The 21,365-nt window shown below is 38.4% G+C and carries 25 protein-coding genes; 20 read left to right on the plus strand and 5 right to left on the minus strand.

The annotated features are described in order from the left end of the window. Positions 1–117: 117 nt before the first annotated feature. The 3 genes from MKX65_RS04590 (at position 118) to MKX65_RS04600 (ending at position 2,585) form a co-directional block, all read left to right on the plus strand. Complete coding sequence (locus MKX65_RS04590) at positions 118–1,050, plus strand: exonuclease domain-containing protein (protein ID WP_340902606.1); 933 nt, start codon at positions 118–120, stop codon at positions 1,048–1,050. An 82-nt stretch (positions 1,051–1,132) separates the two neighbouring features. Beyond that, on the plus strand, positions 1,133–2,083 hold the full coding sequence (locus MKX65_RS04595) for a TRM11 family SAM-dependent methyltransferase (RefSeq protein ID WP_340902607.1): 951 nt from the start codon (positions 1,133–1,135) through the stop codon (positions 2,081–2,083). A 178-nt stretch (positions 2,084–2,261) separates the two neighbouring features. Further along, a complete protein-coding gene (locus MKX65_RS04600) occupies positions 2,262–2,585 on the plus strand; it encodes a hypothetical protein (protein ID WP_160547378.1) in 324 nt (107 codons plus the stop codon). 212 nt (positions 2,586–2,797) lie between these two features. On the opposite strand, the gene MKX65_RS04605 is transcribed toward MKX65_RS04600, so the two are convergent. Then, entirely contained in the window at positions 2,798–3,217 is a 420-nt protein-coding gene (locus MKX65_RS04605; RefSeq protein ID WP_340902608.1) for a hypothetical protein, read from the minus strand. 163 nt (positions 3,218–3,380) lie between these two features. Between MKX65_RS04605 and MKX65_RS04610 the strand changes: the two genes are divergently transcribed. After that, the gene (locus MKX65_RS04610) at positions 3,381–4,139 is read left to right on the plus strand and encodes an AAA family ATPase (RefSeq protein WP_340902609.1); all 759 of its coding nucleotides are present in this window, start codon (positions 3,381–3,383) and stop codon (positions 4,137–4,139) included. A 155-nt stretch (positions 4,140–4,294) separates the two neighbouring features. Here MKX65_RS04610 and MKX65_RS27035 read toward each other — a convergent pair whose 3' ends face one another. Then, complete coding sequence (locus MKX65_RS27035; RefSeq protein ID WP_445677905.1) at positions 4,295–4,537, minus strand: YolD-like family protein; 243 nt, start codon at positions 4,535–4,537, stop codon at positions 4,295–4,297. 85 nt (positions 4,538–4,622) lie between these two features. Here MKX65_RS27035 and MKX65_RS04615 point away from each other — a divergent pair, with 85 nt between their 5' ends. The 3 genes from MKX65_RS04615 to MKX65_RS04625 all read left to right on the plus strand — a co-directional run bounded on the left by MKX65_RS04615 (position 4,623) and on the right by MKX65_RS04625 (position 6,231). Then, the gene (locus MKX65_RS04615) at positions 4,623–5,174 is read left to right on the plus strand and encodes a GNAT family N-acetyltransferase (protein WP_340902610.1); all 552 of its coding nucleotides are present in this window, start codon (positions 4,623–4,625) and stop codon (positions 5,172–5,174) included. 126 nt (positions 5,175–5,300) lie between these two features. After that, a complete protein-coding gene (locus MKX65_RS04620) occupies positions 5,301–5,561 on the plus strand; it encodes a hypothetical protein (RefSeq protein WP_340902611.1) in 261 nt (86 codons plus the stop codon). Positions 5,562–5,775: 214 nt separating this feature from the next. Next, the gene (locus MKX65_RS04625; protein ID WP_160549494.1) at positions 5,776–6,231 is read left to right on the plus strand and encodes a GNAT family N-acetyltransferase; all 456 of its coding nucleotides are present in this window, start codon (positions 5,776–5,778) and stop codon (positions 6,229–6,231) included. Positions 6,232–6,306: 75 nt separating this feature from the next. Here MKX65_RS04625 and MKX65_RS04630 read toward each other — a convergent pair whose 3' ends face one another. Next, positions 6,307–6,885 (minus strand): CBO0543 family protein, encoded by a 579-nt coding sequence (locus MKX65_RS04630; RefSeq protein WP_340902612.1) that lies wholly within the window; start codon positions 6,883–6,885, stop codon positions 6,307–6,309. A 319-nt stretch (positions 6,886–7,204) separates the two neighbouring features. Between MKX65_RS04630 and MKX65_RS04635 the strand changes: the two genes are divergently transcribed. The 12 genes from MKX65_RS04635 (at position 7,205) to MKX65_RS04690 (ending at position 18,891) form a co-directional block, all read left to right on the plus strand. Then, positions 7,205–8,224: a BMP family protein gene (locus MKX65_RS04635; protein ID WP_340902613.1), complete on the plus strand. Its 1,020-nt coding sequence runs from the start codon at positions 7,205–7,207 to the stop codon at positions 8,222–8,224. 62 nt (positions 8,225–8,286) lie between these two features. Next, positions 8,287–9,825 (plus strand): ABC transporter ATP-binding protein, encoded by a 1,539-nt coding sequence (locus MKX65_RS04640; protein WP_340902614.1) that lies wholly within the window; start codon positions 8,287–8,289, stop codon positions 9,823–9,825. Beyond that, on the plus strand, positions 9,791–10,867 hold the full coding sequence (locus tag MKX65_RS04645; protein ID WP_340902615.1) for an ABC transporter permease: 1,077 nt from the start codon (positions 9,791–9,793) through the stop codon (positions 10,865–10,867). Before MKX65_RS04640 ends, MKX65_RS04645 begins: the two co-directional genes overlap by 35 nt. Beyond that, positions 10,854–11,771: an ABC transporter permease subunit gene (locus MKX65_RS04650; protein WP_160549499.1), complete on the plus strand. Its 918-nt coding sequence runs from the start codon at positions 10,854–10,856 to the stop codon at positions 11,769–11,771. The genes MKX65_RS04645 and MKX65_RS04650 overlap by 14 nt, the downstream gene beginning before the upstream one ends. 17 nt (positions 11,772–11,788) lie before the next feature. Then, complete coding sequence (locus MKX65_RS04655; RefSeq protein ID WP_160549500.1) at positions 11,789–12,457, plus strand: molybdopterin-dependent oxidoreductase; 669 nt, start codon at positions 11,789–11,791, stop codon at positions 12,455–12,457. After that, the gene (locus tag MKX65_RS04660) at positions 12,450–13,178 is read left to right on the plus strand and encodes a nucleoside phosphorylase (protein ID WP_340902617.1); all 729 of its coding nucleotides are present in this window, start codon (positions 12,450–12,452) and stop codon (positions 13,176–13,178) included. The genes MKX65_RS04655 and MKX65_RS04660 overlap by 8 nt, the downstream gene beginning before the upstream one ends. A 709-nt stretch (positions 13,179–13,887) precedes the next feature. Beyond that, positions 13,888–14,196: a hypothetical protein gene (locus tag MKX65_RS04665; protein WP_160549501.1), complete on the plus strand. Its 309-nt coding sequence runs from the start codon at positions 13,888–13,890 to the stop codon at positions 14,194–14,196. Between the two features lie 114 nt (positions 14,197–14,310). Continuing rightward, complete coding sequence (locus MKX65_RS04670; RefSeq protein WP_377058078.1) at positions 14,311–15,177, plus strand: glycoside hydrolase domain-containing protein; 867 nt, start codon at positions 14,311–14,313, stop codon at positions 15,175–15,177. A gap of 193 nt (positions 15,178–15,370) precedes the next feature. Then, positions 15,371–16,543 (plus strand): amidohydrolase, encoded by a 1,173-nt coding sequence (locus MKX65_RS04675; RefSeq protein ID WP_160549503.1) that lies wholly within the window; start codon positions 15,371–15,373, stop codon positions 16,541–16,543. Positions 16,544–16,712: 169 nt separating this feature from the next. Then, complete coding sequence (locus tag MKX65_RS04680) at positions 16,713–17,480, plus strand: transporter substrate-binding domain-containing protein (RefSeq protein ID WP_160549504.1); 768 nt, start codon at positions 16,713–16,715, stop codon at positions 17,478–17,480. A gap of 36 nt (positions 17,481–17,516) precedes the next feature. Beyond that, a complete protein-coding gene (locus tag MKX65_RS04685) occupies positions 17,517–18,176 on the plus strand; it encodes an ABC transporter permease subunit (protein WP_160549505.1) in 660 nt (219 codons plus the stop codon). Further along, on the plus strand, positions 18,169–18,891 hold the full coding sequence (locus MKX65_RS04690) for an amino acid ABC transporter ATP-binding protein (RefSeq protein WP_340902622.1): 723 nt from the start codon (positions 18,169–18,171) through the stop codon (positions 18,889–18,891). Before MKX65_RS04685 ends, MKX65_RS04690 begins: the two co-directional genes overlap by 8 nt. Positions 18,892–19,082: 191 nt before the next feature. Here MKX65_RS04690 and MKX65_RS04695 read toward each other — a convergent pair whose 3' ends face one another. Beyond that, complete coding sequence (locus MKX65_RS04695) at positions 19,083–19,976, minus strand: manganese catalase family protein (protein WP_160549506.1); 894 nt, start codon at positions 19,974–19,976, stop codon at positions 19,083–19,085. 12 nt (positions 19,977–19,988) lie between these two features. Beyond that, positions 19,989–20,207: a YuzF family protein gene (locus MKX65_RS04700; protein WP_160549507.1), complete on the minus strand. Its 219-nt coding sequence runs from the start codon at positions 20,205–20,207 to the stop codon at positions 19,989–19,991. 177 nt (positions 20,208–20,384) lie between these two features. Between MKX65_RS04700 and mmuM the strand changes: the two genes are divergently transcribed. Next, positions 20,385–21,323 (plus strand): homocysteine S-methyltransferase, encoded by a 939-nt coding sequence (gene mmuM / locus MKX65_RS04705; RefSeq protein ID WP_160549508.1) that lies wholly within the window; start codon positions 20,385–20,387, stop codon positions 21,321–21,323. Positions 21,324–21,365 lie beyond the last annotated feature (42 nt).

A 21,365-nucleotide genomic window follows, 5' to 3' on the forward strand; every position in this document is an offset into this window, starting at 1 on the left:
TCATGAGGGCTTTTTTCTATTAAATTTTTCAGAAGGAAATCATTTAGAGTAGAGGAAATGCTACTGACACTGTAAAATTGTTGGTAGTAAAAATGGATCATAAGGAGGTTATTTTAGTTGGATTTTATTGCAATAGATTTTGAAATTGCTAACAATAAGATGAGTAGCGCTTGTTCACTAGGAATGGTCTTTGTTAAGGATAATCAAATTGTCGATGAGAAATATTTCTTAATCCAACCTCCAACCTTAACATTTCTAGACGAAACAACAAAAATCCATGGATTAACCGTGGAGGATGTAAAGAATGAAAGACAGTTCCATGAGATTTGGGAGGATATCAAACACTATTTCGAAGGCGCGACTATTATTGCGCATAATGCTCAATTTGATATGAGTGTTCTCCACTGCTGTTTGAAGGAATATTCTATTGAAATCCCTGAGTTTGAATTTATTTGCAGCATCCCTCTGAGTGCGAAGGCTTGTAGGGAAAAGGTGGGGAATTCTTTAGTAGAAAGGTTACATCATTTTGATATTCATTTAGAAAATCATCACAACGCCTTACATGATGCAAGAGCTTGCGCGGAATTAGTTACCACTTGTGTAACAGTAAAAAATAAAAAATCTCTTCAATCGTATTGTAAAACTTATCGAAGTATTCCAATTAAAAAGTTTTCTGAGCTAAAACCACAAACCTATTTTAAGCAGCAAAAGAAGAAAAAGTCTTTTACAAAAGTGGTGATTTCAGAGATTTCTGCCAATGTTCAAACCTTTAATGAAGATCATCCTTTTTTCGGGAAAAATATTGTTTTTACCGGAGAATTGAAGCTGGATCGTAAGGATGCGATGCAAAAAGTAGTTAATGCAGGGGGAACGATTAAAAGTGGGGTAAGCGGAAAAACCCACTATTTAATCGTCGGAAAGCAGGACAAAACGATCGTGGGGGCTAGTGGAATTAGCACCAAAGAAGAAAAGGCCTATTCTTTAATTGAAAAAGGGACGGCTATAAAAATAATTGGTGAAGAAGAGTTTGTAGATTTATTGGGGAGTTAAGAGAATCTCATATAAATAAACATCTCCTTCATTAAGGTGTATACTTGATGAGTTGTATAGTTTTTTAGAGGGGAATGAGATCATGAATAATACAAACGAGAAAAAGCAGAAATACCTTTACAATTATTCATGTCAAGATGATGAAGTGGAGCTCTGTGCTTTAGAGATGCGTTCTTTTTTTGGACAAGACTCTGACGATTATATAATTGAAAGTAATATAAAAATAGATCCAAGCAGAAGTCCGTTTATTCGGGATCGAATAGATATCCTATTTGAAGGCAGTGAATTGGAAGAGATTATTACAAAGGTGAAAAGTTTAACTTCATTAAAGGAAACTTATCGGGTTATTTTTTTGAAGACTTTTTCATTAGAAAAAGTAGGATTTGAAGAACGAAGACGAGTGGAAAGGGAAGTTGCTCTTCATGTGCCAGGAGAACCGGATCTAAAGAATCCTGACATTTTGTTCGGAATTATAGAAGTACACGGAAAATGGGTATTTGGTTATTATCAAAAAGGTGAAGCGGTTTGGTTACAGCATCAATCAAAACCGCATGGTTATTCTACAGCTCTAAGTACACGTGTGGCTAGAGCTGTGGCTAACATTGCCGTACCGCACCCAGCAGGAAAAAAAGCCATTGATCCATGCTGCGGAATTGGTACTGTACTCGTCGAGGCCTTATCGATGGGAATCGATATTGTTGGGAGCGATGTGAATCCCTTGATCCTTCCTGGAACACGTGATAATATTGCCCATTTTGGGTACCATTGTGAAGTTCTATTTAGGGATATTCGAAAGGTAACGGGAAGCTACGATGTGGCGATTATTGATATGCCTTATAATCTTTGTTCTGTTATCTCCCCACAAGAACAGCTTGAATTGCTACAAAGTGCCTATTCGTTTGCTGAGAAAATCGTGATTGTCACGATTGAACCGATTGATTCAATTATTGAAAACGCTGGTTTTCGTATTGTAGATCGCTGTAACGTTAGAAAAGGAACATTTACAAGACAGGTAATTGTCGGGGAAAAATAAAAGAGGGAAAAGGTTGTTACCATAAATAAGGTGACAGCCTTTTTATTTGGAAGACATTCGATTACTTCAGATTATAGATGGGTAGAATGTTAAGTAGCAGTATATTAGGCATCATTGAGATTAGGCAAATAAGATGTCGGAAAACATATTATTAAATGCTATGTAAAGGGGATTTTTGATGGATTCGATAGTAAAAGCAATGGATTTAGGTGCAAAAGGTCTTTGGTTGCCAATCACACTTGCCATTATCTTATTGTTATTTGTGTTTATTATGCCGAAGAAGGAAATGAGCTGGCGGGGTATTTATGTCACAATAGGAGTAATCGGTTTGGCTACATGGGTAGCTGATAATATTTTTGCTGGTTTTTTGGATCTAGTTGATTTTGGTCATCCCAGATATTCTGGAATTGGAGAGTTACTAACTTATAGTTTTGTTCCATCATCCCTCGCTGTGATTTACTTGAATTATTTGGGTAAGGATAGGATAATAAGTGGAAACTAGTGATAACATTTACGCTCCTATCATTTATAATTGAATGGTCGGTAGCTCAGGTAGGATACATGAAGCTCACTCATTGGAACCATCTATATAGCCTTCCAATCTTCTTTTTAGTCTACAGTTATTTCTTACCACTACACGCAAGAATAATAAAGAAAATGTGAATACTAAAGAGGCAGTAGTATAGGAAATGAACTGCCTTTTTTATGCAGATATTACGTGTTCTGTTTCCCTCTTTCATCAACAATATCTTGAATAATCTCAATATGGACCGCTGCCCACGCATTTTCTCGAAAATGAACAATGACACTTATCGTAAGGGTTACCATGTAGAAAATACCAAAGAGGAGAAAAAGGAAACTACCTTCCTTGAAAAGAAATTCCTGTAATTGTTTTGAGAAAAGAAAAAAGAACCATGGTATGGAGGTAACGAAAATAGGAATGATTCCAGACCCCTGTTTTTCTTTGGTCATACGGTAATATATTAACTTTAAAGTTGCTGTTTCAATGGTTTGATAGAACGCCCGAATTTCTTCAATCTCTAACAGTTCTCTCACTTGCCCTAATGGCTTATCATGTTTATAAACTTTGTTTAGTTTCATGTACAGTTTATGAGCATCGCCTCGAAAAGACACCTATATCACCCGTTATTATTTATTTGAAACAATTCTTCACTTAATAACATAAAATTCCCAGAAAGAGAGTCTTTATTCGATAATAATGTCTATTTTTTCAAACACATAATAGTTTTGATGGTAAAATAAGGATAACGGGTAATCTTTGAAAGGGGATGGTTCGATGTTGTTAAACCAAGATACCCAATACATTCGAGAGGCATATTTAAAAAAGGAACAAATTGTTTCATATGATGAGTTTCCTTTGAATCTACCCATCATCCGAAATTTTCAGGATGTAATCTTCCATCCCAATGTTACTTATATCATTGGTGAAAATGGAATGGGGAAATCGACATTACTTGAGGCCATTGCCATTGGTTTAGGATTTAATCCAGAGGGCGGGACGTTAAACTTTAACTTTTCAAGTTATGATTCACACTCAAATCTGGACAAATATATACGAGTTGTGAAGGGTGTTCATAAGGCTAAGGATCATTTTTTCTTTCGCGCGGAAACCTTCTATAATGTGGCTACCAACATCGAGGAATTAGACAAAGAACCTTCTTCAGCTCCTAGAATTATTGATTCCTTTGGCGGTAAGTCCCTTCACGAACAATCACATGGTGAATCCTTTTTTGCTGTATTCACTGAACGTTTCCGGGGGAACGGTCTATATATCCTTGATGAGCCGGAAGCAGCTTTATCACCATTAAGACAACTCTCCATGTTATCAAGAATCAATGATCTTATTAAAGAAGGATCACAATTTATTATTTCAACACATTCACCTATATTAATGGCCTATCCCCATTCAAAAATCATTCAATTGACCAAAGAGGGGATGGATGAAGTTAAATTGGAAGAAACCTATCATTACTCGATTATGAAACAGTTTTTCGAAGATAGGGATCGGTTGCTTCACCATTTGTTTAATGAGTGAAACCTATTTGATACATATTTCGTGGGATGGGAGGAGAAGAGGAAGGATTAACCTTCCACTACTTTTGGATTTCTTCTAAAGAAGAGGTGGAGCTAAGTAAAGGCCATGGTGATTACTTGGATAAAGTCCTTTAGAAGACCATTTCGTAGTGGAAGTTAATAAATTTGTCTGATACCTGATAATTGAATGGTAAATGGTTGGTGTGTCTCATCTTTAAGCAACAGGGACTGTTTGATTAGATCGAGCTTGTAAACACGTCCTTTAATCGTTTTCAAGCTACCATTTGAATAATAATCAATCGAAATTAACTTATTTACGGATAGTTTTTTTAAAAACAAAGTAACTCCTCCTCTAAATTGTTTCTTACAGGAGTCATTATATAAGATACTTTTTAACACGAAGTTAATAACATATTAAGAATATATTAAATGTAAACCAATTATTGGAAAACTGTTGTAATAAGATCCAGGAGTGAAAGAAATTGTGATTTTAAACAAAGAAGAATACCAGGTGAACGGACTACATTATACGATTAGGTCAGCGGTTGAAACGGATGCTGAGACTTTGTCGGAACTAAGGCTACAAATTGATGGTGAAACTGAATATATGGATAGAGAAAGAGGAGAAGGATTCATAGATGCTGCGGGCTTTGAGCAGTTAATAAAAAGTGATTCAGAGAGTGGTAGAAACATATTTCTAGTGGCAGTGGTGGATGGTCGTATAATCGGGTATTCAAGATGTGAAGGTTCTAATTTAAAGAGACTATCACACAAGGTAGAGTTTGGTATTTGTGTGTTGAAAGACTTTTGGGGGTATGGAATTGGCAGGAACTTATTAAAAGAATCTGTCACTTGGGCTGACTTCAACGGCGTGAAGAAAATAAATTTACATGTATTAGAAATAAATACGAAAGCCATTCAGCTCTATGAAAAGTTTGATTTTACTATTGAAGGTGTTTTAAAGAATGACAAGCTTCTGTCAGATGGGAAATATTATAATACCCTTGTGATGGGGAGATGGAATAGTACAAAATAGATATATAATCAACCAGTTAGATGGTGTCCCAACAGTTTTATTGGGGCGCTATCTTTTTTTACGAATGGTTTTTTGGGGGCTAGGAAAAAATAACCTAAAGTATTCATCCTTACTGGGGGACTTATATTGAAGCCATCTAGAAAAATGAAAGCTCTTATGTATTCGATCTTGGTTGTCTTGATTTGGTTTTTCTTATTTGGAGTACGTCTAATCGGTTATTTTTCATCAATAAGTGATAAAGGACTTAGAGCAACAGAATGTGGAACTCAAGGCTGTACTGATGCCATGTTCATTGCTAATTTGGTATGGACATGGTCTTTTTTTATTGTGATTCCCCTCATCCTCCCTATCGCTCTAATCATTTATTTTCATTTAAAGAAGAGCTGAAGAGGCTTTAAATACCATGATATAAGTTTCAGTTAAGAGGTATGTTGATTTTCTAGATTTTGGTATTATAAAATCAATTTATTCTTGGTAGCTTTTTTTTGTTTCAGATTTAAAACATATATATGAAAAAAATGGAATGATATCTTAAATTAGGATCCTTATTATGCTTTAATGTTGATAATAGAGAAATGAACAAATGATAGGAGTGTGTGTGATGGATATTAGACTAGATGATTTAAAAGGTTCAGAGATTGCTGAGTTAATAGGTGAGCATTTACATAGCATGACGTTACATTCTCCGCCAGAAAGTATTCATGCGCTTGATTTAGAAAAGTTAAGACAACCAGATATTACGTTTTGGAGTGCGTGGGAATGTTCAGAGTTGCTTGGTTGTGCGGCGCTGAAGGAGCTTGATCCTCGACATGGGGAAGTGAAGTCGATGAAAACATCTCCTCAACATTTGAGAAAAGGGGTAGCAAAGCAGTTGCTCCAGCATTTGATTGAAGAAGCAAAGCGCCGTGGCTATCAAAGAATCAGTTTAGAAACAGGTTCAATGGAGGCGTTTGAAGCTGCCAAAAGATTGTATGTCCAGTTTGGGTTTACCTATTGTGAGCCGTTTGCTGATTACAAAGAAGATCCTAATAGTGTCTTTATGACAAAGGAATTGTAAGATAAGTTAAGGAGATTATTATCGGTTTATGTTAAGAACTCAAACAAATCCCTCCCTTGTTAAAGGTGGGATTTGTTATGGTTGGCTTTCAAGTTTCTTAAATCGTTTTAAAATGATCCAACAAATAAGTCCTATAAGCCAATAGATAGGAAAAGAATAAATATGCTTCCATGTTAATTCTTTGTAGATATGTACCCACTCCATAAAGGGTTCTGCCACAAAAGCGAGAAAGGCAGAAAGGATTCCTGTTGATAGGAGAAACGGTTTAAAGTGATGCCCCCACCTTTGATATACATACATAAATGGGACGATTACGACCCCTACATCATAAGGATAGTATTGTGGGTACAAGTAAGGGGTAAGCCGAACGGGATATACCCAAACAAGTGCACTACTGCCAATGGAATCTAGGATAATTGCTGTAATACCATAAAACAATCCAAAAGCTGTAATTTCAGTAATTCTTTTTCTATCGATCGTTTTCCACCAGACAATAGGCGATAAAATACTTAATACGACGAGCAACCACCAGTTAAAGGTTAAGTAGTTATGTTCCCGCCAATACTCTCGAAGAGTTCCATAAAACTCTTTCTCGGTCTGTATGACTTGATCCAATGTAACGGAATACAGAAGAAAATCGAAAATGGAAGACAATGAGTTCACCACACTTATTTATATATATCAAGTTTAACCAAAAGAAGGATCATTCATTAATTTTTTGATTGGTGCCTATTAGTTAGAGAATACTTCACATACATATTCGTCATACTAAGTGAGCCTCTTTTTAACCAAACCATTGTTTTCAAATTGTTAAAAACTGTCTGAAAATTAAATTTATGGATAAAACACGAACGATAAGATAAAAAAATAAATAAATGTTCGATTTTTATATTGTTATTTCATTTGGAATTTGGTAGATTATTAATCAGGTATTAAATATGCATATGATGAAAACACACATAGGGGGAACGTCATGAAAAAGTTATTTTCCGTATTGATTTTAGCATTGATTCTACTAGTTGCAGGTTGTGGTGGAGCAGAAGAATCAGAAAATAATAGTAGTACTACAAATGAAGATTCGAAAAAGATTGCCTTGGTTTTGCCAGAAAAAATGGGTGTGAATCCATTCTTCCAGCAAATGGATGAAGGGGCGAAACAAGCGGCAGAGGAATTTGGTGTCGAGCTAAAGACAATTGAATCAACTGATCACTCAGCTATTGAAGAAAATCTTCGTGTAGCAGTTGCGGAAGGTTATGACCTAATTATTACTTCTTCCTTTGAATCAGAAGATGCGCTTAAAAAGGTAGCAGCAGAAAATCCAGATCGCCAATTTGCGATTATTGATACATTGGTAGATTTACCTAATGTTCAGAGTGTTAACTTCCGTGAACATGAAGCGGCTTATCTTTTAGGAGCAGCTGCAGGACTTTCAACGAAGACAGACAAAGTTGGTATGGTAGTGGCAATGGATATTCCATTAATGAAAAAGTGGACAGTAGCGTTTGAACAAGGGCTTAAGGAAACGAATCCTGAAGCTGAGTTTCTAGTGAACTATGTGGGCAGCTTCTCAGATCCTGCTAAAGCGAAGGAATTGGCGTTACTTCAAGCTTCTAAGGGTGCGGATTTTGTTGCTGGTGCTTCAGCAGTTGGTGATTTAGGAGTTTTTGAAGCAGCGAAAGAGCAAGGTTTCTTCACGTCAGGTCAAGATATTGATCGTACAGAAGTAGATCCTGAGCATGTCGTTCTTTCCCAGCTTAAAGGTACGGATGCAGCAGCTTTTGAAACGGTGAAAGCTTTTGCAAATGGTAGCTTTGAACCTGGAGTGGTTGAATATGGTCTTAAGGAAAAAGGCGTTGGCTTAACATATGTTACTCATGAAAGCAAAACACCATTACATTCTTTTGTGGGTCAGGAAGCTATTGATCAAGTAAAATCACTTTATGATGAGATTATTGCAGGTAATAAAGTGATTGAAAATCCATTAAGTGAGTAAACTGAAAAAATCAAACCGACTGCAAATTGTAGTCGGTTTCCATTTTTACAGGGGGGAAAACAATGACTTATCGCTTAGAGATGAAGGAAATGACCAAAAAGTATGGTGATTTCCTTGCGAATGATGGCATCTCCATTCAATTGAAAAAAGGAGAAGTTCTTGCGATTGTTGGTGAAAATGGTGCGGGTAAAACAACGCTTATGAGGATGCTTTACGGGCTAGAACAGCCAACGAGTGGAGAAATCAAGCTGAATGGCAAACAAGCCCAATTCTTTGGACCTCAAAATGCCATTGAACAAGGAATAGGGATGGTTCATCAGCATTTTATGTTGTTTAGTGATTTTACAGTTACCGAAAACATTGTGATTGGGCATGAACCCATCAAGAATGGATTCTTTAATAGAAAAATGGCAGCAGAACAAGTTCAAAAATTGAGTGATCAATATAAGATTCAAGTGAATCCTAGTAAAAAAGCGGGAGATTGTTCAGTAGGAGAACAGCAGCGAATTGAAATTCTGAAAGTGCTATATCAGGGGGCGGAAATTATTATTCTTGATGAGCCGACAGCTGTGTTAACCCCTTTTGAAGTAGATGAACTATTAAAAACGATTCGGTTCTTAGCGGATCAAGGAAAAAGTATCATTCTTATCACTCATAAGTTACCAGAAGTCATGAAAGTAGCCGATCATGTGACAGTGTTACGAAATGGACGTGTCACTGGGAATGTAAAAAAGGAGGACACTTCGATTGATCAACTGGCTACGATGATGGTAGGTCGAGAGCTCCAACAGCTTTCAGAGCGTAATCAATTAAATGGAGAGCCCCTGCTAGAGCTAGAAGCGGTTTCGATAAAAGGGAAGAGTTCAAAACCTGTATTGGACCAGCTTTCTTTAACCGTTCATCGCGGGGAAATCGTAGGAATTGCAGGGGTATCTGGTAACGGACAATCTGAGCTTATTCAAGCAATTTCGGGATTAACAACGGTTGATCAGGGGGATATACGGCTGTCTGGTACGAATCTAGTTGGTAAGTCCGTTGCCTTTAGAAGAAATGAAGGTCTAGCACATATACCAGAGGATCGCTTTCTTTGGGGGGCGGCGAAGGATGCTACGATTGAAGAAACCGGAGTTATGGGATATTACCATAAAAAAGCCTTTAACAAATATACGTTTATCTTGAAAAACTCATTCCGAGAGGTTGTAAAGACTTGGATCGACCGCTTTGAGATTAAAGCGAAATCGGTAGATGACAAATCAGGAAACCTTTCTGGTGGAAACCTACAAAAATTAATTGTCGCACGGGAACTAGGATTTGAAACAGATTTTCTTATTGCAGCTGAACCTACTCGTGGTGTCGATATTGGAGCTATGGAATATATCCATGAAGCAATCCTTGAGAAGCGTAACCGTGGGGATGGAATTTTACTTGTCTCTTCAGAGCTATCGGAAATTCTATTACTATCAGACCGGATTGCGGTTATGTTTGAAGGGAAAATCGTTGATATTCTTGATAGAAAAGACGCAACAGAAGAACGTCTGAGTGTACTTATGGCAGGAGGAAAAGAAGATGAATCTTCAGCGAAAAATACAACAACTGCTTAAGCCTATGTTACAACCAATGATCGCGGTACTAATTGGATTGGTAACCGGAGCACTTGCCATAGCTCTTGTTGGAGAGTCTATTATGAATACGTACAAAGTCATGTGGGATGGAGCATTTGGTAATTTCTACTTCCTTACAGCTACTCTTGCTCGAGCTACTCCAATCATATTGGTAGGATTGGGTCTAGCACTCGCTTTTAGAGCAGGTGTGTTTAATATGGGAGCAGAAGGTCAGATGGTATTGGGGGCCGTGTGTGCCGCGCTTGCAGCCCTTTATGTACCAGGTGCAGGGATCGTAAAATTGCTTTCTGCGTTTCTTGCAGGTTTTATAGCCGGTGGATTATGGTCATTGTTAGCCGGTTGGATGGAAGTGAAATACAAAGTACAGCTATTGATTTCTACCCTTCTTTTAAATTATGTTGCTGTCCTGTTCGCAGGGTATTTGGTAGCGGAACCTTTTCAGGATAAGTCAGGCTCAGCTGCCCTTGCTCAAACGCCTATGCTTGATCAAGCGGTGTGGCTTCCTAAATTATTTGCTGGAATGAGCGTGCATATGGGATTTGTAATAGCTGTGATTGGTGCGGTCATCTTATATGTGGTTCTTCAATTTACTTCTTCTGGATATGAAGTAAGAATGCTCGGAAAGAACCCTTTCTTTGCTGAATACGGGGGAATAAATAAACATAAAGTTCTCCTTTTTAGCATGTTTTTTAGCGGAGGAATTTCTGGGTTAGCTGGAACAGTGGAGGTTCTAGGATCTCAGTATCGATACGTAGAAGGAGCGCTAACCGTACCAGGCTATGCTTGGACAGGTTTAATGGCAGCACTGTTAGCCAACTCCAATCCATTAGGTACAGCAGTAGCGGCTATTTTACTTGCCGCCTTACAAACAGGTGCGATGGGGATGGAACGTAACACAGAAGTACCATTAGAAATTGCTAGCGTCATTCAAGGTGTTCTTATTTTATTTGTTACTGCAAAATTCACCCTAAGCTGGTGGAAAGTTAAAAAGAAAGCGGGTGACGTGAATGGAGCTGTTTGATTATTCTCTTTTTGCTTCTGCTATCCGTATGGTTAGTCCCATTCTTTTGGCTGCCTTAGGAGGAGCGTTATGTGCTCGAGTCGGAATCTTTAATGTGGGTCTTGAGGGCTTAATTCTAGCAGGTGCCTTCTCCGCGATCGTTGGTAACTATTATAGTGGAAGTGTTATTATAGCCGTATTAACCGGAGCCTTCGGTGGTGTTCTCGTCTCTTTATTATTTGGACTAGCCACGATCAAGTTTAAAGCTAATCCGATTGTAGCGGGGATTGCTATCAACTTTCTTGTTTTAGGATTAACTACTTTTGGCCTCCGAGCCATTTTTCAAGTAAAAGGGGCTTTTTATGATAAGGACATGACGGGGCTTCCTAAGTGGGACCTTCCACTTATTGAAAATATTCCGGTGGTTGGAAATCTTCTATCAGGTCACTCACCCCTAGTGTATACGGCTTTTATTGCAGCGATTCTATTATATGTTTTCTTGTTTAAAACCGTCGTTGGGTTCCGTATTTTAGCTGTTGGGAAAAATGAAGCAGCGGCAAGAAGCCTAGGTTTAAATGTTACCGTTCTTCAGTATGGAGCCATTGTGGCAAGTGGAGTTTTATGTGGTCTTGCAGGTGCCCAGCTTTCGCTTGGTCAAGTTACGATGTTTACTGAGGGAATGACGGCTGGAAGAGGATTTATCGCGTTAGTAGCGATGATGCTTGGTGGGTCGCATCCGATTGGCATGATTGGATCGAGTTTATTATTTGGTCTGATGGATGCGTTGAGTATCAGGCTACAAGGGTTTTCTATGCCTACGCAATTCACAGCCATGTTACCATACGTGATAACGATTATCGCGATGTTCTTTTTAAAGGATCGTGGATTAGAGTCACAAGCATCTGGACAGCAAAGCTCTAGATAAGAACAGGAGTGAAACACATGAGCTTAAACAAAGCAGACAGAATTAAACGAACAAGAGTACCAGTAGCTAATCCGAAACATGCAAAGCGGCTTCCGCCCGGCCAAGCGTTAACGGAACGTTTTCCGATTTTGCATGAAGGAGACGTTCCTGTTTACGATATGGAAAAATGGGATTTAAAAGTCTTTGGTGAGGGTGATAAAGAGGTCGTACTCACTTATAAACAGATTAAAGAAATGCCTGAAACAACTGTGACCGTTGATATTCATTGTGTAACTCGCTGGTCTAGATTTGATAATCAATTCACGGGAGTAAAGTTCAGTGATTTCTTAAAGGCATTAAATATCACTCCTAAAAGTAAATACGTGATGCTTCATGCGGACCATGACTATACAGCCAATATAGCATTGGCTGATTTGTTACATGACGACGTCCTTCTTGCTCATTCGTTTGAAGGAGAGCCATTAACGGATAAGCACGGCTGGCCACTAAGGCTTGTGGTCCCTCATCTCTATTTTTGGAAGAGTGTGAAATGGATTAGAGGCATTGAGTTCATTGACGAAAATAAACCGGGATTTTGGGAACAAAATGGATTCCATCTGAATGGAGATCCTTTTAAAGAGGAACGCTTTTCGGGAGAAGACCTTCCTATTCCCGAGGATGAATGGGAGCGAAAAGACTTTGACTAACTTTCTGCCAAACCTTAAATTAACATCAGATTGTTTACCAGAACGTGTCATTGTTTGTGGAGATCAAGCACGTGCGAAAATCATTGCAGAATTAATGGACAATCCAACCAAATTGGGTGAGAACCGTGAATACCATAGTTATTCAGGAAGCTGGAAAGGTACAAAAGTAGCGGTGGTTAGTCACGGAGTAGGAGGACCAGGGGCAGCCGTCTGCTTTGAGGAGTTAATCATGGGTGGCGCACAAACAATCATTCGTGTAGGGACGGCTGGCTCTTATCAAAAAGATGTGCAGCCTGGTAGTCTGGTCATTAGTACAGCTGCTGTAAGCTGTGATGGATTAACAAAACAAATTGTTCCTCCAGGATTTCCTGCGATTGCTGATCGGAGCATTGTGGAGGCATTAACACAAGCAGGCTCATCAAATGTGGAAGAGCTATTGGTGAAAGAAGGAATGACGCTTACTCTTGATGCGTTTTATTCTGGTGTTCTCGAATTCCCTCACCAATTGTATAAAAAAGCTGGAGTTGTCGCAGTGGAAATGGAAAACTCAGCTCTTTTTGTTATCTCGTCTTTGAAAGGAATTAAAGCGGGAGCTATTTTAGCGATTGATGGCTTTGCAGATGCAGAACTTCGAGAAGAGTATAATCCTCATAATGAGGTAGTAGGTAGAGCAGTGAATGCAGGAATGAAAGTGGCTTTAGACGCTATAATACAAGTGTAATTCAACAGGTGGTTAACGATCATGTTAAACGGGGAAGTACCTTCACTCTATAAGTAAAGGGTTCCGTTTTCGGGTGCTTTCTAATTAAAGGGCACATTAATGGACGATATGTATTGTACAATTAAAAAAGAGGGTCAAAACTTCTGTCATGTGCAGTGCCGTTTCAATCTATATAAGCTGGTCAATAAATAGCTGCTGATTCCCGCATCTGAGATCAAGAGGGCCCGCACTTTTCGGTTGGGGGATCAGGTTATACACTCGAACTTATAAATAGACGGAGGAATTCCGTTTAATTAGCAAATACGATAAAAAATAGCTTACATAGACGGAGAAATTCCGCCTATTGACTTGAAAAACGTGAAAATGGGGAGATTTTTCTTGCATAAACGGAAAATCTCCCCTTATTTACCCCGAAACAGGCTTCATTCTGGATTTAACCGGAAAAACGCCGCTTATTTACTTTTGCTGGTTACTCGAATAAGGGCAAGACATCTTCTTCCAAAGGGAATAGGTTTCCCCTTTTTTTACCAATGGCAATGCCAATACGACTGTCATTTCGGTCCTTATTTTAAGAAAAGCACCCCAAAACGGAACCCTATACTCAAAAAGTGGTGGTCTGTTTTTAGGCCCGTACACTTTCTAGAATCAGGTTTAACCTTTCACCTCTCGAGGGTATGAAGTCTTTAACACTCGTAAGGGAGGGATGAAAGTGGAAGTACTCAACTGGATTGGGTTACTTATTATCCTTTTAGTAGGGTGGATGTTTTGGTCAAAACTGACTTGGAAAACCATCATGGTCGGTTCAGACATTCGTTCAGAAGAAGCCATTAGAGATAAATATAGACTATATAAATCTGTAAATATACGTTGTCGCTTGAAAAAAGAAGTTCAGACCCCTATTGTTACTGGAGTAAACCAAGTGGTAACCAATCATGTGGATCCAAATGCCGGTTCAACTATTCTTAAGCTACTGGTTCATCGAAGGGATATTTATAAAGTCAACCAATTGAAGTCTTAGTATAAAGGGTATTCAAAGACACAACGAAGTGCTCCTGAATACCCTTATTGTTTTCTAAGGTTCAGTTCCGCCCAAACGATTTTTCTCCTACTTGAATAGGTTGTTGTCAAGGGGGTGAATCATTTGAAATGGGGGAATTTCTTGCTCATCTTCATTAGTGCGTTAGTTTTATTATTGATTCCAATCTTCTATTTTCAGCCTGATTCAAATGAAACCAGTCAAAATCAAAATGATGCTATTACCGCTAGTACAAACGAGAAACAAAATAATACTAAGGAAGAAAACGGAAATAATGAAGATGGAAATGAAACAGCCAACACAACTAACGACCCAAACACTGATTATTGGGGAGTTGATTCTGCATCATATGCGACAGAGGGGCTATACGCCTGTGTAAATGAATATTTCGGAAAGCCTACTGTTTGGGGGAGATATCTAGGGACGATTGAGGGTGTTTCTAGTGGGTTAACAAAAGAGGAAGTAGAATACTTGCATTCAAATGGAGTAAAAATCCTTCTTATTAATAATCAATTTAACAATGCAACTGGTTATGATAACGGGGTAGAGCAAGCGAATATTGGAATCTCTTTGGCTGGAGAGTTAAATGTGCCAGAAGGAGTAGCTATATTTGCAGATATTGAACCAAATTATCCCGTAGATTCTGCCTTTATTCAAGGCTGGTTTGATACGATGATGAACTCTCCTTATGAGCCGGGAATCTATGGTGTATTCTCTCCGGATAGTGCTTTAGTTGAGTCGTACCAAGCTTCAATAAACGAAAATCAAGAGATACAAAATAAGGTCATTCTGTGGACGGCCTATCCTCATGTAGACGTAACCACTCAAGCAAATGCGCCAGAAAATGCGGCTGAGGCTCCTGAAGGTTCACATGTATATGGTTGGCAGTATGGAATTGATGCAGCAGCATGTAATATAGATACAAACCTTTTTAAAGGCAGTTTATTTGATTTTCTTTGGTAATTATACGATTCAAATACCCTCTTTCCTTAAAGGAAGAGGGTATTTTGTATATTTAATAATATTAACTAATAAATATGCTGGAATTTTGAAGTGATATATATTATATTAGAAAAATAGTAAAATGTTGAATAAATATTTAATGCTATGTAAATTTATAAATATACCTCTTTCAACATATAAAGGAGTGTTACTGATGAAGGATCAATTAAAACAACATTTAGAGACGATACAAAATAAGCTATGGAATTTGAGCGATTCCATTTACCACGAGCCTGAGTTAGGTGATCAAGAATATAAATCTATGGAAAAACTCGTCGCGTTTTTAAAGGAGCATCATTTCGCAGTGGAAACAGGAATTGTCGGTCGGTCGACTTCCTTTAAAGCGGTATACGACAGTAAAAAAGAAGGACCTACGATCGCCTATCTATCCGAGTATGATGCACTTCCTGGAGTAGGACATGGATGCGGCCATAATATGATAGGTACAATGAGTGCAGGTGCTGGTGTTTTGTTGAGCAAATTGGTTGATGAGCTAGGTGGACGAGTGGTGGTTCTTGGAACTCCTGCTGAAGAAACGAATGGAGCGAAGGTTCCGATGGCGGAGCAAGGGATTTTTGATGATATTGACGTGGCTATGATTTTGCACCCAGCTGATGAATCCTATGAGAGTGGGGATTCCTTAGCAATGGATGCGATTCAATTTGCATTTTCAGGTCAGACAAGCCATGCAGCAGCATCTCCGGAAAAAGGAATCAATGCTCTTGATGCAGTGATTCAGCTCTTTAATGGTATTAATGCCCTTCGTCAGCATGTGACATCAGATGTTCGGATTCATGGAATTATTAAAGAAGGTGGCATTGCTGCTAACATCGTTCCTGATTATGCAGTTGCCCAATTTTATGTACGTGCGAATAATCGTAGCTATCTTGATGAAGTCGTTCAGAAAGTGAAAAATATTGCCCATGGTGCGGCTTTAGTAACAGGGGCAACAGTTGAAATAACCAACTATGAACTTAGTTACGATAACATGCTAACCAATCAAACGCTATCTGAACTTTTTACAGAAAACTTACTTGCTACAGGAGTGGAAAAGGTATTAAAAGCAAAGGACTCATATGGATCCATTGATATGGGTAATGTAAGTCATGTTGTCCCCGCGATTCATCCGTATATTGGACTTGATTCACCAGGGCTTGTTGCTCATACAAAAGAATTTGCAGATATCACCATTACAGAGAATTCCCATCAAATCTTAAGTAAAGGTGCACTTGCGCTAGCCTCAACGGGTTATGAATTACTTACGAATAAAGAAATCTTTGAAAAAGTGGTAAATGAATTCTTAGAAATGAAAAGAAGTCATGGATAATCGTATCGATTTATTAAAATAATAAAATCATGAATGTGGATTAAAGAATAATCTGAATATTTTTATATTAAAAAAGCTACTTCTCAAAATTACATGTATGTGTTACTATACATTCAGTTGAATAATTATTCGTATACATCATATAAATGCTATTTAAGGAGGAAACAACATGAAACAGTTCGGCTTACTTATTACTTTAATTTTAACGTTAGTATTGGCAGCATGTGGCCAAAATAATGAATCTGGAAACGGCGAAGCAGGAGAGGACAAAAAGGTATTAACAATGGGAACCTCTGCAGATTTTGCTCCATTTGAATCTCGTAACACATCTGGAGAAGTAGAAGGATTTGATATTGATTTAGCTAAATACATTGCAGATGAATTAGGCTATGAACTGAAAATTGAGGATATGAAATTTGATGGACTAATTGGAGCGCTACAAGCAAATCGTGTAGACCTAGTATTATCTGGAATGTCTGCTACAGAGAAGCGTGCTCAGAATGTTGATTTTTCTACTCAGTATCATCATTCAGGTGAAATGTTTATCACATTAAAGGACTCTGAAGTCACATCTCTTGAGCAATTAGAAGGAAAAACGGTTGGAGTTCAGTTAGGAACGATCCAAGAAGAGGGTGCTCGTAAGCTTCAGGAAACAGTTGATTTTGAAATCAAGGCTATTGACAACGCAACGATCTTGATTCAAGAATTGTTATCGAATCGTATTGATGTAGCATACTTGGATAAGTCAGTAGCTACTGGATATATTAATGAGCAAGGATTAACAGGATTTGATGATCCTACGACGAGCTCACCAGGAATGGCGGTTGCTTTTCCAAAGGGCAGTGAACTAGTGGACGAAGTAAACCAAGTCCTAAAGGAAATGGAAGAAAATGGTAAACTAGAAGAATTAAAAGCAAAATGGTTATCGGAAGAATAGGCTTAACCTGAAAAATATTAAAGTGAGGTGTAAGGCATGAATTTGGACTTTAGCCAAATTGTGCCTTATATTCCTTTTATCTTAGAAGGAATATGGGTTACATTACAGTTTGTCATTATATCGATTATTTTCGGTTTTATTTTAGGAACGGCTCTCGCGTTATGTAAAATTTCAAAAATGAAAGCATTGAACTGGTTTGGGGATGCGTATACCTCTATTTTCCGTGGGACACCATTAATTTTACAATTAATGATTATTTATTTTGCGATTCCACAGTTAACAGGCTATGACATTTCTCCCTTTTTATCAGCGATTCTTGCTTTTGGTCTAAATTCCTCTGCCTATGTATCGGAAATTATCCGTGCAGGAATTCAAGCAGTTGATAAGGGTCAAACTGAGGCCGCTCAAGCTCTTGGTGTACCTTATCGGTTGATGATGAAGGACATCATTTTGCCACAGGCTTTAAAAAATATTTTACCTGCACTCATGAACGAATTTATTACATTAACAAAGGAATCAGCTATTGTCTCAACTATTGGGTATTTAGACCTTATGCGTCGAGCTCAAGTAGTTGGTGCTGATATTTATCGAAACTTTGAACCATTAATTTTTGTAGGGGTCATTTATTGGCTACTTGTTATGGTATTAACGATCATTGGTAAAGTTGTTGAAAGGAGGTTGAAGTTCAGTGATTAAAGTGGAAAACCTCTATAAACAATTCGGTGATAATGAAGTACTAAAGGGTATCACGACCAATATTAATAGCGGTGAAGTGGTTTCGATTATTGGACCATCTGGGTCTGGTAAATCAACGTTTCTTCGCTGTATAAACTTATTAGAAGTGCCAACGAAGGGGACCATTTCGATAGATGGTCAAAGTATTACTGATAAAAATACAAATATACTTAAAGTTCGTCAACAAATTGGAATGGTTTTTCAGCATTTCAACTTGTTCCCTCATTTAAATGTTCTTGATAACTTAACGTACGCTCCGATCAAAGTAAAAGGAGAAACGCGACAAGTAGCGGAAGAAAAGGCTCGTAATTTGCTTGCGAAAGTGGGACTTACAGAAAAGGAAAAAGCATTTCCTAGTAACCTTTCAGGTGGACAAAAACAGCGTGTTGCGATTGCTCGTGCTCTTGCGATGGAGCCCAATTTAATGCTGTTTGACGAGCCAACATCCGCACTTGACCCTGAAATGGTTAAGGAAGTATTGAATGTAATGAAGGACCTAGCAAAGTCAGGGATGACAATGGCGATCGTTACCCATGAAATGGGCTTTGCGCGTGAAGTGGCTGACAGAGTATTATTCCTGGATGGTGGAGTTTTACTTGAAGATGCTAGTCCGGCTGAGTTTTTTAGTAATCCAAAAACGGCGAGAGCAAAAGATTTCTTAGAGAAGGTATTATAAATTATAGTTAGAGATAAGGGCTATCCAAAAGGATGGCTCTTTTTCATTATCTTGTTCCTTATTACGGAGTATGCAAAGCAATATGTTGAAAAAGTTAAAGCTGCACGCGGAGAAGATGTGTTAGAAGCAAAAACTATATAAATATGAAAGTAGGGTATTCATGGTTACATGAATACCCCTTAACTATTTTCCTACATATTTTCCATTAAGCGTTTGGCGATTTTTGCATAATCGTCACGATCGATTCCAGGAGCAAATTCCTCCGGTAGTTCCTCTAAATTAGGAATAGGTGCACCCTTAGGAGCTCCAGTAATTACTTGGAGTTGGTTTCCATTCTCAGGGTTTATCCCTTTCCAAATTTTTGATAGATCGGTATAATGTCCTACATCATTCCATGTATATAAAACATTTGATAACCCTTGATCCTCAAACTTTTTTGCATGATCGAACTTTCTGTTAGATAGATTAGGAATCGGAACCATTTTTTTAACATCTACGCCCGTAGCAATTTCTAAAGCTTTAGCATAAGCGAGCACATGCGTCCCACCTCTGACAAGTAAGTACCCTATCATTTCCCGAGCAGTTTCATGTTCTGTCATTTCATATACACGCATCTTATGTGTTCGGGCTCCTACTTCTAAAAAGAAATTATGAAGTAAATCTAGTACTAAGTTTCCGCTGCTAAAGACATTGTCTCCAGTCCAAGGGCGCCCCATAGAATCACCTGCTAATGCCGTTTGAGCAGTAGCTATAAAGTGATACGTACTGCGTGCATCCATCCCTTCACGTAAAGGGGTAACATCAGGGTCGCCAGGAAAGGTATTCCCGCGGGATAACAAATTTATGGTATTACTAACGAGTTCCACATGACCAAATTCTTCTGCTGTAATACTTGCAACGAGGTCATAAAAAGGTTTTAATTTATCTTTTTGCCGGAAGTTAAAAGACTGATACATATAATTGTTTAAAGTTGACATTTCCCCAAATTTTCCACCTAACAACTCCTGAACAGCCGCGGCTGCATTCGGATCACCATGCTCTGGAACGGGAAGGTCAATCAATAATTTATTTTCACGTTTAAACATCGGATGCCCTCCTTATCCTCTAGGAATAACCCAGATAATTTGTTGAGTACGAATAAAGAAAGGTGAACCCCCAGACTCCACTACAATATGGTCAGGCATAACAGACTTAAGTAAGCCAGTTACAGTCCCTCTGACCGTTTGGACAGCAACCATTCGTCCGGTAATGCCTTGAAATGCATGATACACATACGAGTCAATATGACTGACAAAAGATGGTGTTTGTTGATTCATGAAGTTTTCGCTCCTTTGTTTTGTAATATCCAACAGTTATATGTATGACGGGACTCAAATATTTATACATAGTAGTATACAAACTAATAGTTTATTCAGAAGTTTCTTGACATTATTTTTATAGATTGATAAGGTTAAAAAAATTCTATCCTGTTGTGATGGAGGGAGCCGTATACGTTGAAGAAAAACAACCCAATTGATGCTATTTTACAAGAGCATTCACTTATTATAGTAGATGGAGCAATGGCTACCGAGCTTGAAACCCAAGGATGCAATTTGGATGATCCTCTATGGTCAGCAAGTGTGTTACTTGAGAATCCGCAGATGATTTATCAAGTGCATTTAAACTATTTTCGGTCAGGGGCAGATTGTGCGATCACTGCAAGCTATCAAGCAACTGTAGAAGGATTTGCTAAACGTGGATTACAAGAGGAAGAAGCCTTGGAATTGATAAAAAAGACAGTCGTGCTTGCAAAGAGTGCAAGAGATGACTTTTGGCAAGAAGATCCACAATCTGATAAACCCAAACCATTGGTAGCTGCATCTGTTGGTCCATACGGTGCGTTCTTAGCAGATGGCTCAGAATATGTTGGGAACTATGGAGTGAGCGATAAAATCCTTAGGGATTTCCACCGTCAAAGAATGGCGGTACTGATTGAAGCAGGAGCTGATATTTTGGCATTTGAAACCATTCCTTCCCTTCAAGAAGCGAAAGTATTAATCTCTCTATTGCAGGAGTTTCCTGGAACTTATGCCTGGCTATCCTTCTCCTTGAAGGACGAATGCTCAATAAGTGAAGGTACATTGTTACAAGAATGTGCTAAACTAGTAAATGAATGTGAACAGATTGCTGCGGTTGGCTTCAACTGTGCTCCATTAGATTATGTTACAGGGGCCATTAGCAATCTTAAAAGCTATACAGACAAACCTATCATTGTTTATCCAAACTCTGGAGAAACGTATGATCCCGAGACAAAAACTTGGCACGGTCAAGAATCATGCCATACACTCGAGTCGAAATCAAAAGAGTGGTACGAAGCTGGGGCTCGATTAATTGGTGGATGTTGCCGAACATCACCAAAGGATATTGAAGCTGTAGCGGGAAAGTGGCGCTAATTTCCGAGGAAATATCAAAAACTTCGTGATAATTTTCCATAA

This window comes from Robertmurraya sp. FSL R5-0851 (assembly GCF_038002965.1).
GTDB lineage: Bacteria > Bacillota > Bacilli > Bacillales > Cytobacillaceae > Robertmurraya_A > Robertmurraya_A beringensis.